15 protein-coding genes and 1 pseudogene are annotated in these 17537 nt (G+C 37.7%); 5 read left to right on the forward strand and 11 right to left on the reverse strand.

The features are described 5' to 3' along the window. From LDB17_RS13220 to LDB17_RS13250, 7 genes and pseudogenes are all read right to left on the reverse strand, one after another. Complete coding sequence (locus tag LDB17_RS13220) at nt 1-1107, reverse strand: ABC transporter permease (RefSeq protein ID WP_252636645.1); 1107 nt, start codon at nt 1105-1107, stop codon at nt 1-3. Nucleotides 1108-1111: 4 nt separating this feature from the next. Then, a pseudogene (locus tag LDB17_RS13225) lies at nt 1112-1843 on the reverse strand (ABC transporter ATP-binding protein); the annotation flags it as partial. An 8-nt stretch (nt 1844-1851) separates the two neighbouring features. After that, nucleotides 1852-2766 carry an ABC transporter ATP-binding protein gene (locus LDB17_RS13230; RefSeq protein WP_252636643.1) on the reverse strand — a complete coding sequence of 305 codons (915 nt, stop codon included), beginning with the start codon at nt 2764-2766 and terminating at the stop codon, nt 1852-1854. Between the two features lie 3 nt (nt 2767-2769). Then, on the reverse strand, nt 2770-2973 hold the full coding sequence (locus tag LDB17_RS13235) for a winged helix-turn-helix domain-containing protein (protein ID WP_252636642.1): 204 nt from the start codon (nt 2971-2973) through the stop codon (nt 2770-2772). Between the two features lie 11 nt (nt 2974-2984). Continuing rightward, on the reverse strand, nt 2985-3884 hold the full coding sequence (locus LDB17_RS13240) for an HlyD family secretion protein (protein WP_252636641.1): 900 nt from the start codon (nt 3882-3884) through the stop codon (nt 2985-2987). A gap of 57 nt (nt 3885-3941) precedes the next feature. Then, entirely contained in the window at nt 3942-5207 is a 1266-nt protein-coding gene (locus tag LDB17_RS13245) for a TolC family protein (RefSeq protein ID WP_252636640.1), read from the reverse strand. Between the two features lie 10 nt (nt 5208-5217). After that, on the reverse strand, nt 5218-5838 hold the full coding sequence (locus LDB17_RS13250; RefSeq protein ID WP_252636639.1) for a TetR/AcrR family transcriptional regulator: 621 nt from the start codon (nt 5836-5838) through the stop codon (nt 5218-5220). Between the two features lie 373 nt (nt 5839-6211). On the opposite strand from LDB17_RS13250, the gene LDB17_RS13255 reads away from it, so the two are divergent. Genes LDB17_RS13255 through LDB17_RS13270 form a run of 4 tightly spaced genes read left to right on the forward strand, consistent with a single transcriptional unit; the run spans nt 6212 to nt 8489 of the window. Beyond that, nucleotides 6212-6718, forward strand: a complete 507-nt coding sequence (locus tag LDB17_RS13255) for an RNA polymerase sigma factor (protein WP_252636638.1) — start codon at nt 6212-6214, stop codon at nt 6716-6718. 1 nt (nt 6719) lies between these two features. After that, nucleotides 6720-7148, forward strand: coding sequence for a hypothetical protein (locus LDB17_RS13260; RefSeq protein ID WP_252636637.1), 429 nt, complete (start codon nt 6720-6722; stop codon nt 7146-7148). 11 nt (nt 7149-7159) lie between these two features. Next, on the forward strand, nt 7160-7645 hold the full coding sequence (locus LDB17_RS13265) for a hypothetical protein (protein WP_252636636.1): 486 nt from the start codon (nt 7160-7162) through the stop codon (nt 7643-7645). Nucleotides 7646-7649: 4 nt separating this feature from the next. Next, complete coding sequence (locus LDB17_RS13270) at nt 7650-8489, forward strand: hypothetical protein (protein ID WP_252636635.1); 840 nt, start codon at nt 7650-7652, stop codon at nt 8487-8489. 93 nt (nt 8490-8582) lie between these two features. Here the strand turns inward: LDB17_RS13270 and LDB17_RS13275 are convergent, their stop codons facing one another. The 3 genes from LDB17_RS13275 to LDB17_RS13285 all read right to left on the reverse strand — a co-directional run bounded on the left by LDB17_RS13275 (nt 8583) and on the right by LDB17_RS13285 (nt 13512). Then, nucleotides 8583-12095 carry a bifunctional proline dehydrogenase/L-glutamate gamma-semialdehyde dehydrogenase gene (locus tag LDB17_RS13275; protein WP_252636634.1) on the reverse strand — a complete coding sequence of 1171 codons (3513 nt, stop codon included), beginning with the start codon at nt 12093-12095 and terminating at the stop codon, nt 8583-8585. Between the two features lie 174 nt (nt 12096-12269). Further along, nucleotides 12270-12854: a hypothetical protein gene (locus tag LDB17_RS13280; protein WP_252636633.1), complete on the reverse strand. Its 585-nt coding sequence runs from the start codon at nt 12852-12854 to the stop codon at nt 12270-12272. 73 nt (nt 12855-12927) lie between these two features. Then, the gene (locus tag LDB17_RS13285) at nt 12928-13512 is read right to left on the reverse strand and encodes a Crp/Fnr family transcriptional regulator (RefSeq protein WP_252636632.1); all 585 of its coding nucleotides are present in this window, start codon (nt 13510-13512) and stop codon (nt 12928-12930) included. A 218-nt stretch (nt 13513-13730) separates the two neighbouring features. Between LDB17_RS13285 and LDB17_RS13290 the strand changes: the two genes are divergently transcribed. Continuing rightward, nucleotides 13731-15890, forward strand: coding sequence for a translation factor GTPase family protein (locus tag LDB17_RS13290; protein ID WP_252636631.1), 2160 nt, complete (start codon nt 13731-13733; stop codon nt 15888-15890). Nucleotides 15891-15970: 80 nt separating this feature from the next. On the opposite strand, the gene LDB17_RS13295 is transcribed toward LDB17_RS13290, so the two are convergent. Continuing rightward, nucleotides 15971-17359, reverse strand: coding sequence for an aspartate ammonia-lyase (locus LDB17_RS13295; RefSeq protein WP_252636630.1), 1389 nt, complete (start codon nt 17357-17359; stop codon nt 15971-15973). Nucleotides 17360-17537: the final 178 nt, after the last annotated feature.

Consider the following 17537-nt stretch of genomic DNA (forward strand, 5'->3'; position numbering starts at 1 on the left):
TCAGCCTAATCTAACTTTAAACTTTTTCAAACTTATTGTAATCAGTAATATGAACATAGATACGAGAATAGCCATATCTTTTAATATAAATTCTACACCTACGCCCTGTATCATCAGTTTTTTTATTGCATCGATGTACCATTTAGCAGGAATAATATTTGATATCCATTGTAGTACTTCCGGCATACTTTCTATCGGATATATCATACCTGATAACAACATGACGGGCATCATAAAACCCATTCCCGAAATCAGCATCGCCGTTACTTGCGTATTTGCAATAGTAGATACAAATAGCCCTAGCGAGAGTGCTACCGCAATGAATATGAATGATATAACAGCAAGCCAAAACAGGCTTCCGGCTACAGGTACTTTGAGAACAAAGTATGATAATAACAATATCGAAGTGAGATTCACTACCGATAGCGTAAAATATGGTACTGCTTTAGCCAGAATGATATAAATAGGCTTTATCGGCGAAGCAAGTAATACTTCCATTGTGCCCATTTCTTTTTCACGTACAATGGCTATCGATGTCATCATGGCACATATCATCATGAGGATAAGTCCCATAACCCCCGGTACGAAATTGTATGCACCTTTTAACTGAGGGTTATACAGCATCTTTACCTCGGGTATTATGCGAAAAGGAACGTTGAGCTCACGCATCAATTCTTGTTGATATGACGATATTATATTTGTAGCATACCCTGTTTGCATAAGCGATTGATTGGGGTCTGTAGCATCGGCTATGAGTTGTATAGAAGCCTCTCCTGTATGTAACAAGTTGCTGTTGAAGTTTTCTCCGAATACAACTACCATGCTTACTTTTCCTTCCCTGAAAACCTGTTCAATATCATCGGGACTATTCAAAACCTGTGAGACTGTAAAGTATTCGCTTGCTTCAAGCTGTTCGATGATACGCTGTGTCGAAATATCCTTCGAGAGGTCGAACACAGCAATCTGTGTGTTTTTGAGCTCTGTGGTTATAGCAAAGCCAAATATAATGATCTGCACAATGGGCATTCCCAGTAAGATCAGCATAGTACGCTTATCGCGGAATATATGGTAGAATTCTTTTTTTACAAAAGAGAGAAATTGTTTCATAATATCAATTATCAGAGCGTTTTGCTTTTCGTGCCAGTTGTTGAAAAACGTCATCCATGTTTTTGGCATTGAACCGGTGGCGTAGATTCTTTGGTGTATCCAACGCCTCTATTTTGCCATCTACCATAATCGAAATTCGATTACAGTACTCGGCTTCGTCCATATAGTGAGTTGTAACAAATACGGTAATTCCTCTGTCGGCAGCTTGATATATGAGTTCCCAAAATTGTCTGCGGGTAGCTGGATCTACTCCACCTGTGGGTTCGTCCAGAAATACAATCTTGGGTTCATGGAATATAGATACGGAGAAAGCAAGCTTTTGTTTCCAACCCAACGGTAATTCCTTTACTAATGTATTCCGTTCTTTGGCAAAACCCAGTTCGTCGAGCGTTTGGGCGGTTTTAGTTTCAATAGCCTTTTCTTTCATTCCGTATATTCCTCCAAATAGCCTGATGTTTTCCCACACCTTCAAGTCTTCGTACAAAGAAAATTTTTGACTCATATAGCCGATGCTCTTCTTTACAGCTTCTTGTTGCTTCGATATGTCGTATCCGGCAACGAAGCCTTTCCCCGAACTTGGATAGCTCAATCCGCAAAGCATACGCATGGCTGTGGTTTTGCCCGCACCATTAGCGCCTAGGAATCCGAATATTTCCCCTTTTTCTACACTAAAAGATATATTATCTACAGCTGTGAAATTCCCAAATTTCTTTGTCAGTTTTTCTGTATGTATAACCGTTTCGTTCATTGTTTTTCGTTTTGAGCCAATAGCATGTAACAATCTTCTATACTTGGATTTATTTCGTGTATGTCAATGCCTGTATGTCCATTGTTGATGAGATATTCATTCAGTTCATTTATCGAAAAATCTTTATTTACTGTGATATGGTGTACTTCCCCAAACGCAAAACATGTTTTTATCATATTATGACCTCTGAGGTCTTTTAGTAGTTTATACATATCATCAGCCTGTGCAGACCATAATATCTCCGGGTATCGGTTTATTATATTCTGTGGTGTTTCTACGTCGAGGAAAGACCCATTTTGTATCAGAGCTATGCGATCGCAGAGTTTAGCCTCGTCCATATAGGGAGTGGATACAAGTATCGTAATATTTTGCTCTTTCAGCATTTTAAGCATATCCCAGAATTCTTTCCGCGACACAGGGTCTACTCCTGTAGTGGGTTCGTCCAGAAATAATATACAAGGCTTATGTATCAATGCACAGCACAATGCCAGCTTTTGTTTCATACCGCCGGATAGTTTTCCTGCTTTGCGATCCTTGAACGGTTCTATCTGTTGGTATATATCTTTTATCAGATGATAATTTTCCTGTATGGTTGTATTAAATACCGTAGCAAAAAACTCTAAATTCTCTTCCACGCTTAAATCCTGATAGAGCGAGAATCTTCCCGGCATATAGCCTATTCTATTCCGTATTTCTTTATAGTCTTTCACAATGTCCAAACCATCTACCTTTGCATTGCCACTATCTGCAAGCAGCAAGGTAGTAAGTATCCTGAAAAGGCTTGTTTTACCCGCGCCATCGGGTCCTATAATGCCATATATCTCTCCTTGCTCTACATCGAAGCTTATATCGTTGAGAGCCTGTACCGATTTGTAGCTTTTTTTTATATTTTGAACTGAAACAGCTTTCATATTTTATTCGTTCAATTCAATGTATAAGTCATCATCTTTATCCACATAGTTAATCTTATTTTCTTTAGACAACCATCCCAGAGCCAGATAAATATACATTTCTCTATAGCCTGTTATTACTTCGAGATCATGTATCGTAAGCATTCCTTTTTCGGCAAGCGCATCACAAATAAGTTTGGTGTCACTATTTATCAGCTCTTTCAACATAGCTTTGTGTTTTAATTCAATTTTAATTCTCCGTACATTCCATACTTTAGGTATCCATCGTTCTTTACAGCTACTTTTACGGCATATACCAAGTTAGCCCGTTCGTCACGAGTCTGTACTGTTTTTGGCGTAAACTCCGACTTATCCGATATCCAGGTTATAGTCCCTGAATATTCTTTCATTTCTTTCTCTCCAAAGTCTGCATATACTTTTACGGCTTGTCCTATTTTCACTTGTATCAATTGGCTTGCTGTAATGTATGCCCGAAGGAACATGTGTTCGATGTCTGCTACTTTAAATAAAGCTCTTCCCTGTGTTGCAAGTTCTCCTTGTTCTGCATATTTAGACAGGATAGTCCCATTGATAGGGCTACTGATAATAGATTTCTGTATCTGGTCATTTATTTGAGCTACTTGCACGCCCAGTCCCGAGCTTTGTTCTGATATATTTTTGTTCGAATTTTCTAATAATTCCGTTTGTGCAGTTAACTGCCTTTCAAGAACAAGTATCTGTGCATTTATATCATCTAATTGCTTTTGATTTGCAGCGTTTGCCTTTACCAAGTTCTCGAATCGTTTTTGCTCGTTTTTCTGGGTTGCAATTTGTTGCTTTATCGCTGCTATCTGTCTTGGTATATCTACACGTCCGCTTTTTACTGCACTGGCATTGGTGAGAAGTTGCATCTTTTTTAGATATAATTGTACGGTATCTATATATCCGAGAGGCTTTCCTTGTTCTACTTGTTGTCCTTCAATGAAATTGAGCTGTATAATCTTTCCGTTTGCTTCGGCTGATACAATTACCTCAGTAGTCTCAAAAACGCCGGATGCATCATAGTCTCCATTCCCTTTTCCGCAAGCTGTAAGCAAGAGTATGATGCTTGCATAAACTATATTTTTTATTGTTTTCATATATTATTTTTCATTTGATGTAGAGAGAAAAGTATATCGTTATTTCTTACTTCTTGTTTAATTGTTTGTTGTATATTTTAAGTTGTAAATAGCTTGAAGCAATTCTATCTCATGTTGTATTCTGTCTTGCTTTGCGAGATCTTCTGCATTCACATCGCGCATGAGGTCAATGACGGTTGATGTTCCGTTTGCAACCTTTGCTTCGGTTGCTCGCTTTACATTGTTGCGAAGGATGACTATATCGTCATCATATTTTAGCAAGTCTTTATTCTTGTTTATTTCGTTTTGCTCTTGAGAGGTTTCCAAACTTGTATTGAAAAGGAATGTTTCTCGTGAAGTTGCAATATTATCCTGATTCGTTTCTATTAGTTTTCTGTCGTTTTTTTGTGTGTACAAGCTTCCAAAGTTCCAAGACAAACGTATTCCTCCGATGTAATATGCCGAGAAATCATTATTGAGCATATTCAGCGCAGGTTTTCCATAGCCACCGGTGAGAAATAGTCCAAGTTTGGGCATGTAGCCCGCTTTTATTGCTTTCTTTTGCGTTTCTAGATTTACTAATTGTGCGTCGAACAACTCCAGCTCAGGTCGTTTTACTTGTGATGATATGGTCAAATTGTCCGCATTCGGTTTTGGCAGGGTGATGTTTTCGTCTAGCTTTTGTCCGATAAGAATACCTAACATATCCACGTATGCTTTTTTGTTTGAAACGATCTGTGCTTTATTTTGTACAGTTTTCAGTTGCTCTACTTTTATCGCATCCAAGTCTGATTGGTTTGCTATTCCGTTGATTATATAGCTTGATATCAGGTCGAAATTCCGTTGCAACTCTTCTTGTAAAAGAGTGTTCTGTTTCAATCTTGCATCGAGTAGCAAGATGCCAAAATACATTTGGTTTACCTGATAGACTATCTTATACAGATCAACGTCCAGCTGTTTTTGCTCAGCATAGGACGATGCTTTTGTGATATCTTTTTTGCTGTTTATTACGCCTCCGTCCCATATCGTTTGGGTAACATCTATTGCAGCAGAATACTGATCTTTGCTCAGCCCTTTGATATCTATACCCTTGATATCGATAGGTATCTTTGTCACTTCCGATTGATAAGAGGCTTTAGCCGATAATGAGAATTGGGGCAAATAGCCTTTTCCGGCATTTGAGAGATTATATTCTTTCGACCGCTCAATCAATCCGTACCGTTTTATAAGCGGATAATTTTCTTTTGCCATTTGCTGGCATTGCTCTATGGTAAGTGTGTTTTGAGCAAAAGCCATTGTTGAAAAGAAAAGCGAATATGTGATGATGATTAATGATTTTTTCATGCTGATTCTATTATTCATCTATTTTAAGCATCATTTTTATCCATTGTGGAATTAATGCTTTTCGTTCTTCTATAAATATCTCATATTCTTTTTCTCCGAAAGGAGCATGCAGGTTCATTAATAAAGGCTTTCCTACGATAGGGAAAATAGACATGGATACTATATTTATAAAAATCTGAAGCGGGGTTACTCCTTTTATCCCTTTTTTGTCTGTTTGTTCCTGTATCTGTTTAAATAGATAATTATTTGCGATAGATTTTCCTTTAAGCCCCACATTTTCTATTATTTTGTGAGGATTGGCTTGTATTTCACTTAGTACAAATAGGGGTAAATTCGGATTCTTTGAGATAGAGTCTATATAGCGCGCAACAATCATGTCTATCTTATCAGAAAGACTAATATCTTCTGCATTTACAATATTTACGATCAGTCCAAACATTTCTTGTAAGCTTTCTTTCATAATTATATCAAAAAGCTTTTCCTTACTCCTGAAATAATAGTTGAGTAAGGCTAGGTTTATTCCCGCTTCTTCTGCTATGTCGCGAGTTCGGGCTTGCCCATATCCTTTTTCATGAAATACTTTTCGGGCTGCATTTTTTATTTTTTCTTCTGTCGAAATATCTTTTTCCATTTTGTGATGTATTCTGTTTATTTCTTAATTGAGCTACAAACGTAAATTAAAATATTGATTTAAACAAATGATTAAATATTATTTTTAAATATTTTGTCAAATTACTTTTATTTGTAATCTGTAATGTTTTTATGAATAAATTTGTCTTATATAAGTAAGTAGCTTATAAAAAAGTAACAGAAAAGTGACAAGTAAAGAGAGTGAAATAAGTGTCACTTTTGTCACCTTTTTATTTTTAATTTATTGTATATTGTTGTATATGTGATTGTTGTGTTAGTCTTTCGACAGGGTGGTAATTGATATGTTTTTGGTGATATAATTAAAATGTTACTTTTTCTGTTACAAATTTCAGTGTGGTTCGTTATCTAGATACATGGAGTTAGAAAAGTTCAAATCGGATGTTGTACCTCTACGCAACAAGCTGCAGAATGTTGCAAAGAATATGCTGGCTAATGAGGTAGATGCTGAGGATGCTGTTCAGGAAACCTATTTGAGGTTATGGAATCAGCGATCTCAGTTGAGCAATCATCCTAATGTTGGTGGATTTGCAATGCAGACGTTGAAGAATATATGTATTGACAGGTTGAGGGCGGAGAGGCATAATGTTTCGCTCGATGGTATATCCATTGCCGGAAATTCGATAACTCCATATACATTTACTGAACAACAAGACAGTGTGTTGATCATCAGGAATATTATCGACTCTTTGCCCGAAACTCAACGCCATATTATAACATTGCGAGATGTAGATGGATATGAATTGGGCGAAATCGCAGCAATTATAGGCTCTGAGGAAAGTACTGTAAGGGTAAACCTTTCGAGGGCACGTAAGGCTGTTAGAGACAAATTTTTGAGTATGAATAATGTAATACGAAAATAGGATGAGTGATATAGATTTGCTTTTAGAAAAATACTTTGAGGGGCAAACTACCCTGGAAGAGGAAAGTATCTTACGAAATTATTTTCGTCAGTCCCAGATCGAAGATCGGCATAAGGTATATGCACCTATGTTCAACTATTTTTCAGCAGAAAGAAAAGAGGTTGCCGTAGAAAAGAAAAAGAAGAAAATACCTTTTTATGTATGGATAAGTGTTGCCGCCAGTATATTATTGATAATAGGCATCAGATCATTCAATTCAGTATCGGTTGGTAATGATATGGGCGGAACATTTGTATATGTTGATGGAAAGAAACTTACGGATGAGGCTGAGGTCAGTGTTGCTGCACTCAATTCTATTCGCGTTGTATCAGAAGTCGATAATGATGTAGTGAGCAGCCAAATCGGGATTTTGGATTCTTTTACTGAATAAATTAGAAAATTATGAAATATAAAGTATTGATGTTATATTGTTTATTGCAGATTATATCCATGTCTGCTTTAGCACAAGATCACCTGAATATAAAAAGCATATTTGACAAATATGGCAAACAAGAGGGATCAGTGCTCGTACAACTATCGTCCGACATACTTTCACAGGGCAGTAATATTACTTTTTACAAAAGCCTTATTATGAATAATGATGTAGCCAAGGACAGAGATGTTCTAAATCTCCTGAAACTTGATATAGACAAAAATGTGATAGTATCGGAAGTTAAGAAAAATGGAAAAGTGGAGTCGGGGACATATTATGTAGGCAAAGACAAATCGGGCAAAACAGGTGAATATATTTTGTATAAGAATAAACCTGATAAGATAACAATCGTTTATCTGAAAGGGAACTTCCCACCCGCAAGGCTCGATTCGGAGCTGAAAAAATTGAAAGATCTTTTTATTTATGTGAATGATAAACGTTTAAAAATACAATAGTAATATGAAAAAAATAGTTGCGTTCTTAGCTTTTTGTTTTGTTGTAATATCCGCAAATGCCGATGAGATTGTATTGCAGGATACGATAGTAAAAACAGTACAGATCATCAAGGAGATAAATAGGAATACAGGGGATACCGTTATTGTTTCTACGACAGAAACTCAGGAGTTAATACCCAAGGATGATAACGAGAGCAGTGTTCTTTACAATGGATCGACCTACAATTTTATCTTTTCGTGGAATAAACGAAAAAGTTTGAGTTCTCACTGGACAGGATTCGGTATGGGATTTATGAACTATAGTGACAAAGATATTCCTTTCGGAAAATTAAAGATGAGCAGTTCTCATAATTTTACAGTCAATCTTTTCGACTTTCAGAAGCAGATAGGAAAAACTAATTGGCTATTTGTTAGTGGAATAGGAACAGAATGGTCTCGTTATCATTTTGATGATAATGCCGCTTTGACTCAAGTGAATGGTGTTACGTCTTTTGTTCCTGCTCCGGAGGGTGTTAATTACAAATCGACAAAACTATTAGCTTATTACATAACTATTCCTCTCTTGTTGGAATATCAGGTGTCAGATTTTCATATATCCGGTGGGGTAGTGGGCTTCTTCAAATACTATTCCAAATCGCAAGTTAAATATTATGAAAACGATAAGAAGCAAGTCGTGAATATGGGGCGCGATCTGAATATACGTCCTATAGATATGAGATTGAGGTTGCAAGTTGGGATAAGGGATGTTAGTGTATATGGTTACTATGCTCCATTCTCGATGTTTGAGAAAGATAAAGGGCCTGATCTAAATACTTACACCATCGGCGTTATGCTAGGTATATAGAGATTGATTGTTTAGTCATTCCCAATGAAAAAAGAGCTCTTTAACCTAATAATCTAGGTTGAGGGCTCTTCTCTTCATTCAAAAAAATTGGACTTATTTATTATCTTCACCAAAAATACTGCCGTAACGATGGTACTCGTAGGCAATACTTTGTTCTTTCATATAGTGCAACAGTTCGATACGTCCTTCAATTAATGGCTTGTCGGATGCGATATGCTTTCCTAATTTTGCCGCTTTCCGATAGATTGCGTCAGAAAGGTCTGTAGTACAAGTGCGTATACGTTCGTATGAATCCATTTCTTCTACAAACTTTTCTTCGTCTTGTATCTTGATGTGGATACCCGACAGCATACTTGAAGCCTTTTCTATAGCCTCTAATTTTTCGTCGCTACCCGAAATACTAACTACAACAGGTGTTCCCGACCTATTAGACGCTAACAAGATTAACATGATATCGCACAAAGAGTCTGATTCTTGTATGCGCAAACCTATACTCTTGAGAGGTAAATAGCGGAAGATGTTTTCTTCACCATAGAGGTGATTCACATCTCTTGCTTTCGAGAATTCATTTAGCCACGCTTTTGAATAACTGTCGTAAGCAAAGTTTAGGCGAGCCTTTTCTTTTATATCAGTCAGAAGATCACCTATATTGTATTTATATTCAGATCCACCTGTTACATCTTTTTCTGTGAATTCGACAAAGCATGATACATAATTAGGACCTCCGGCTTTGATGCCTCCGCCAAAGGCAGAACGTTTCATTCCTCCAAATGGTTGACGGTTTACGATGGCTCCGGTTATCCCTCTGTTGATATATAGGTTTCCGGCCTCAATACTGTTTTTCCAGAGATCGTGCTCTGCTTCATCCAGACTTTGTAATCCGGCAGTAAGACCATACTCTGATGAATTGGCATACTCTATTCCTTCTTTCAGTCCGTCTATGCATACAACAGATAATAGAGGAGCAAACAACTCATTCTTAAAAGTAAAGCTACCCGGTTTAACGCCCCATTTTACAGTAGGCTTGAGTATATATTTCTTATCATCCAAAAACTCCGGAGCAACTAGCCACGATTCACCCGGTTCGAGATTGTTGATGGCATGCGTCAACTTATCGTTGTCGTTAGTTATCATTGGGCCTACCATATTCATCGTATCCCATACACTACCTGTACGCAGGCTTGTTACAGCATCTCGAAGTTTCGACTTGAAGTTCTCGTCATTGTATATGGTTTTGTCTACCAGGAATAGTGAACATGCCGAGCATTTTTGTCCTGCATTTCCGAAGGCTGATGATACCACATTTTGTATGGCATGATCCTGATCGCCATTGGCAGTGAGTATGATTGCGTTCTTACCGCCTGTTTCTGCCGATAATGGAGTCTTAGGGCTGTTTTCCAATAAGCGGAATGCTGTATCAGTACCTCCGGTAAGTATTATATGTTTTACAGAAGGGTGAGCAGTAAGATAGTCTAACGAAGAGCGATCTGCACTGCATACAACTTGTAGCGCATCTTTAGGTACACCCGCATCCCAGAAGCATTTCGCAAACTCCCATGCTATCGGCAAAGCTACTGTAGCAGGTTTTAGTATAACTGTATTTCCTCCGGCTAAAGCAGCGGCAACGCCACCTACAGGGATTGCAAGCGGGAAGTTCCAAGGTGGAATCACCAAAATGATACCCTTTGGTTGGTACTCAACAGTACTTAGTCCTGCAAACTGCTTCATCGTAATCGGATAAAAGCGGCAGAAGTCGATAGCTTCAGATACTTCTACGTCTCCCTCGCCGAATGTCTTTCCGGTGATAGCTGCCATACATCCGATAAGATCTCCTCGCTTCGCACTTAAATTTTCGGCTACTTGGTGGAGTGTTTCATTTCGTTTGTTTACATCCGTCTTTCTCCAGTCCGATTTGTCTTCTTCGGCAACACTTATTATTTCTTTTATCTGATCGAGTGACGATAGATTTGCTTCGCAGAAACAGACCTGATCATTTCGGCTGCGATCATAGTACTTCTTTTTGTGTTCGGTAATAACTTCTTTATCTCCTATCTGAACAGGTACAACAAAGTTTTTGTCGTCTACAAGCGTACCCCATTTGCGCAGTGCTTCTAATGCCCATTCTCTATTTGCACCTAAGTCAAGATCGGTGTCGGGTTCGTTATTGAATACATTTATATCTTTTACCGGAATAGGTTTTTCTTTCCTGTTCTGTGTCCTGAATGATTTTGGAACTATACTATCTTTCAATTTATATGCTTCGAGGAACTGATTTGTTAGGAAGTTCCATTGAGGACTATCAAGCTTCAAGTTGAATGAATAGCTAAGGAAGTTGTCTTTTCCTGTATTTTCATCCAGACGCCGAACGAGATATGAAATAGCATTAAGGAAATGTGCCTTTTTAACTACCGGGGTGTACAGAATGATTTGTTTATTGAGGCCTCTTATTACTCGCGGAAGATTGTTTGCCATTCCCTCTAGCATCTCGAATGTGACACAATCGCCAACACCGTTCTTTTCACTGAGCAGATAGGCATAAGCAATACTAAAGAAATTGTGCGATGCCACACCTACATGTAACGCTTTTGCATTTTCGGGCTCTAAGGCTATGTCAAGAATGTGCATATAGTTGGCATCTACTTCTACTTTTGTAGGTAGTATAGGATTTGGCCAGCCTTTTAGTGAAGATACAATACTTTCCATCTGAAGGTTTGCTCCTTTTACCAAGCGCATTTTTAAAGGAGAGCCTCCTTCGGCCACACGTTTCTTCGCAAATTTTAATAAGCGTTCCTGAAATAATCCTGCATCGGGTAGATAGGCTTGTATTACAATACCTGCCATGTAATTCTTGAATTGAGGCATGCTCAATACTTCTTCGAATACATCGAGCGTAAGGTGTGTATCTTTATATTCTTCCATATCCAGATTCACAAATTTAGGTCGGGTTACTCCCCCCTGATCTGTATATGGATAATCTATTGCCTGCTGGTAAATGGTTGCGACTAATTCGCAAAGCTCTTTTTTATTTTGCTCGTAGCTCAGCGAATGTATTTGAGCATATATACCCGATAGCTTGATTGAAATGTAATTTATATCCGGTTCTTTTAACGCTTCCAGATAATGTTCGTATCTGTTCCTTGCTTCGCCATCGCCAAGAACGACTTCACCTAATAAATTAACATTTTGCCCTATTTTGGAATTCCATCTGCCTGATAAATGTCCTGTAAGTGTAGGGCGTTCTTCGGCTATGATTATCTTGTTGGTCTCTTCACGTAATCTTCTATTGAATAAAGGAACTGCTATTCCCGGAGCCAGAGAACCAAAGTTCATAAAAAGTTTTAGCTGGAGCCGATCGAATGAGCTAAAGAAGTCCGGAACGCCATATTCGTTGATAAGCTCTTTCATTCGCTTAACAACAAGTTTTTTATCTCTTATCTGTGACGATTCGTCGAGCATTTTAGATAAGACAGTTTTATTAGAAGGGGTTTGAATGAGTGAAGCAAACTTTTTTTGTTCTTTGACTTCCTCGGGGGTTAACTCTTTTTCTGCTCTTACGAGAAAGTCTTTTGCCCATTCAAGGACTTCTTTAGTCGTGATTTTTTCCATAGGTGTATATGCTGTTAACAAGGTTTTATTTAGAAACCTAAAGTTATATCAAAAGCTTGATAAAATGACTCTGATAAGTGAAAAAATATCACAATTTTAAGAGTGGTGACTATAAAACAATAGAAGGCTCTTAATTATTTAATTAGGAGCCTTCTGCGCGGTTGTGTAGATAAATTATTTACTCCATATTCTGTATCCTATCCTGAGCACAGGTGAGATATCCATATTGGGGATATTGTATTGTACCTGATCAAAATCAAGACTTTTATCTTTTCTCAAATATATATGTACAGCCGGTTGTATATAAAGGTTGCGCCATATAAACAATTGGTAACCTATTCCACCTCCAAAATCAAGGCTTCTCATATCCTTTTTAACACCTGTACCTTTTTGCTCAATTTCAAACTTATGAGCCTCTATAAATGTATATATATCGAGGTTCTTCCATACATTATATCCTAAGAATAAACCCGGAGCGGTTTTGTAATATCTTTTAAAGTCGTCGGCTGAATTGTTTATTCCCGCTGTCTCGGCATTGTACGATCCCCCGTTAATAACGCTAACTCTTACTCTCCATCTTTCATATCTATACCCTAAGGCAAAATGATAACCTCCGGTAAGAAACATGGGAAATAAACTTTCTGCTTCAAAAGCTTGCTTTACTTCATGGCTTTGCTTGTTTTTCTGGGGTATTGTTTCTTGTGCAGATATACTAACTGCCAATCCAAGAAGAATGAATACTATTAATTGCTTTTTCATATTCTGATATTTTAATAACTATGACAAATATCCGGATAGAAAAGCAATTGATTACTCCACATTTGTTACCAAATTACTCTTTTCTGAAAATCGTATTTCTTATACGGCTTAATGATTTAGGTGCAATTCCGAGGTAATTAGCAATATAATGCAGGGGTATTCTTTGAAATATTTCAGGATGATTACGGAATAGCTTTAAATATCTTTCTTTTGCAGATAGAGTTTGTAGATCGATACGTATTTGAGTTATTTTTATAAAAGCTTGCTCTGTAAGTATTCTCCCAAAATGTTCGAGAGAAGGTATTCTTTGATAAAGATAAGGCAGATCTTTTTCTTTTATTATCCAGAGTTCACAATCCTCAATAGCTTTTATATTAAGATGAGAAGGTAGTCTTTTGAGGCGGCTATAATTATCAGTTACCCATTCTCCTTCAAAAGCCATATCTGTGGTCATCCCATTTCCATTCTCCAGTTCTTTGCAGTATATCAATACGCCTTTATTAATGAAGGCTATAAAATTGCAGATCACACCCTCCTGCAAGAGATGTTCATTCTTTTTCAGAATTTTATATTCAATATGGGTACTCAATATTTCCCATTCTTCGTCTGAGAGGGAAATGATAGTTTCGATATAGCTTTTTATTTTTTCGGTATCCATCTATTCATCTATCTCAATATGAGCAAAGGTAAGCAATCGTAGATAATTTATTTTGAATCTTTTGGTTGAAATTCATTATATGCTAACTTTTATAACTAAATAACATACGTTTTTTTGCTATTTCATCAGAACATTTCATTAATTTTGGAAAACATCGCCTCAAAATGGAGGCAATTTGGTAAAAGGAATAATATTAACCATGTAAAAAACATTTAGCCATGAGAACTTACCAAACACAAGAAATCAAGAACATCGCAATTCTTGGTAGTTCGGGAGCGGGCAAAACCACTCTCGCCGAAGCCATGCTCTTTGAAGCCGGCGTCATTAAACGCAGAGGAAGTGTTAAAGATGGAAATACTGTCTCGGACTATTTCCCTGTGGAAAAAGAATATGGATATTCCGTTTTTTCCAGCATTTTCTCTGTGGAATGGATGAACCGAAAATTGAATTTTATTGATTGTCCGGGATCTGATGATTTTGTCGGAAATGTTGTTACATCACTCAATGTGACAGACACTGCACTTATGGTACTTAATGCACAGTATGGCATGGAAGTGGGTACTATAAATCAATTGAGATATACTCAAAAGCTTCAAAAACCTGTTGTTTTCATCGTTAATCAACTTGATCATCCTAAGGCTGACTTTGATAACGTTGTCGCTCAACTCAAAGCTGAGTATGGCGAAAAGGCAGTACAAATACAATACCCTATCAATTGTGGCGAAGGTTTTAATGCTGTGATTGATATATTAAAATATAAAATGCTTAGATGGAAACCGGAAGGTGGAGCTCCTGAGGTGCTTGATATTCCGGATGAAGAACTGGAAAAAGCAAGAGAATTAAAGCAGAAATTAGTAGAAGCCGCAGCAGAAAATGAAGAGTCTCTGATGGAAAAATTCTTTGATCAGGGAACACTCACAGAAGATGAAATGCGTATGGGAATCCGTTGGGGATTAGTGCATCGTGATTTATATCCGATTTTCTGTGTGTCGGCCGAAAAAGATATGTGTGTGCGTCGTACAATGGAGTTTTTGGGAAATGTAGTTCCTTACGTACGCGATTTACCGGCTCCGGTAAATACAGAAGGAGAAGAAATAAAACCGGATTCGGAAGCTCCAACCAGCTTGTTTTTCTTCAAAACAACCGTTGAGCCTCATGTAGGTGAAGTGTCATACTTTAAAGTAATGAGCGGAAAGGTACATGAAGGTGATGATCTTATCAATACAAATAGGGGCTCTAAAGAACGTATAGGGCAAATATTCGCTCCTGCAGGACAACAACGTACAAAAGTAGAAGAGCTTATAGCGGGCGACATCGGTGCGGCAGTGAAGCTCAAAGATGTTCGTACGGGGAATACATTGAATGCAAAAGGCGTTGATAATAAATTCGACTTTATAAAATATCCTGATCCTAAATATCGTCGTGCAATAAAAGCTGAAAACGAAAAAGATACTGAAAAAATGAATGAAGTATTGCAGCGTATGCGCGAAGAAGATCCTACATGGTTAATAGAAAATTCGAAAGAGCTAAAACAGTTGATCGTATCAGGACAAGGAGAGTTTCATCTTAAAACGTTGAAATGGAGAATTGAAAACAATGATAAGATTCCAATTGTTTTCTCAGAACCTAGGATTCCTTATCGTGAAACAATTACCAAAGCAGCTCGTGCAGACTATCGTCATAAAAAACAATCGGGGGGAGCCGGGCAATTTGGAGAGGTGCATCTGGTTGTAGAGCCATATACAGAGGGTATGCCAGCACCTGATGTATATAGATTTAATGGTCAGGAATTTAAAGTGCAGGCACGTGATACCCAAACGTATAATTTAGATTGGGGGGGCAAACTCGTATTTGTGAATAGTATTGTAGGAGGTGCAATTGATGCTCGCTTCCTTCCTGCCATACTTAAAGGCATCATGTCTCGCCTTGAACAAGGACCGCTAACAGGTTCTTATGCACGTGACGTTCGTGTAGTTGTATATGATGGTAAAATGCACCCGGTAGATTCGAATGAAATATCATTTATGCTTGCCGGCCGTAATGCCTTTAGTGAAGCATTTAAAAATGCAGGACCTAAAATTCTTGAACCTATATATGATATATCTGTATTTGTCCCTTCGGACAAAATGGGGGATGTGATGAGTGACCTGCAAGGGCGTCGAGCTATGATAATGGGGATGGAAAGCGAACGAGGAATAGAAGTCTTGAAGGCAAAAGTTCCTTTGAAAGAAATGTCTAATTATTCTATCTCGCTCAGTTCCTTAACGGGTGGGCGTGCTTCATTTACGATGAAGTTTGCCAGCTATGAACTCGTACCTTCGGATGTTCAGGATAAGCTGTTGAAAGAATACGCAGAAAGCCAGAAAGACGAAGATTAATAGAAATAAGTTTTTTGTCGAAATAAGAAAAGGAGTGAAAAAAACATTTTCACTCCTTTTCCATTTTCAAAATGGAGGGGTTATTTCACACCCGTCATATTTTCCGGATTTAATATTCTATCCAAATCATCTTTAGATAGTATATTCTTTTTCAGTACCAGATTATACACATTCGCTCCTGTTTCCAAAGCTTCTTTTGCTATAGCCGTGCTATTCTCATAGCCTATATACGGATTCAATGCAGTGACGAGCCCGATACTATTCATAACAAGACTTTTGCAATGTTCTTCATTAGCAGTAATACCCTCGATACAGTTTTTCGTGAGGCAGGCCATTGCATTGTTAAGCAGGTTTTGCGATTCGAGTAAAGTATATGTTATAATAGGTTCCATAACATTCAGTTGTAGCTGACCTGCTTCAGCAGCCATTGTTACCGCAAAATCATTTGCCAGTACTCTAAAGCATGTCTGAGAAACGACTTCAGGAATAACCGGATTTACTTTCCCCGGCATAATAGAAGAACCTGCTTGCATCGGCGGAAGATTTATTTCGTGTACTCCGCAGCGTGGCCCTGAGGCTAGTATTCTAAGGTCGTTGCATATTTTGGAAAGCTTTGTCGCTAACTTTTTCAATGCAGAAGAATAGGCTACGAAACTACCTGTATTTGATGTGGCTTCTACCAGATTCTTTGCAGAGGTAAAATTGAATCGAGTGAGACGTGTCAGGTTTTTAGCACATAATGCGTCATAACCGGGAATAGCATTCAGTCCTGTACCTACAGCTGTTGCTCCCATGTTTATTTCGAGGCACAAATTTACGCTTTGTCTCAGAGAAGTCTTCTCTTTCTCCAAAGTCGCAGCGTATGCGTCAAATTGTTGTCCCAATGTCATTGGTATGGCATCTTGTAGATGGGTACGCCCCATTGTTATTACATGCTTCAATTCCTGTCCTTTTTGCTTGAGGGCTGTTATTAGCTCAATCAAGGTGTCTTCTATCATTTCATTGTAAAAGAGAATCCCTAGCTTTACGCCTGTCGGATAAGCATCGTTTGTCGACTGAGAAAGATTTACGTGGTCGTAAGGAGAACAGTATTGATACTCTCCCTTTTTGTGTCCCATAATCTCTAAAGCAATATTTGCAACAACCTCGTTGATATTCATGTTAGTAGAGGTTCCTGCACCCCCTTGTAGCATATCACTCGGGAACTGATCGTTGTAGTTTCCTTCTATAACTTTTTTACAGGCTTCTATTATTGCATCGTGAATGTCTTTATTCAAGACTCCAAGTTCATAATTCGCTTCGGCTGCTGCCCATTTTACATAGGCTAAAGCTTTAATGAACTGAGGATAATGTGATAACTTTATTCCTGAAATGTTAAAATTGTTGATTGCTCTTTGAGTGTGTATTCCATAATAAGCATTATCAGGAACAGGCAGACTGCTAATAAGGTCATTTTCTATTCTACTCATGATGTGATATTTTGAAAGTTATTAAATGGGTATTTGGTTAACAATCGTTCACTAAGTTATATATTTATTCTTAATTAAAATATTTATTCTATTAAAATGTCATATTTTATTAGTTCTAAAGTTATTCGTTATTTTTTTGTGTAAAGAAACGAGAGCTTCTTTACCTAAGTTTTGTATC

It is taken from the genome of Dysgonomonas sp. Shenzhen-Wh21, assembly GCF_043392705.1.
In the GTDB taxonomy this organism is placed as follows: domain Bacteria; phylum Bacteroidota; class Bacteroidia; order Bacteroidales; family Dysgonomonadaceae; genus Dysgonomonas.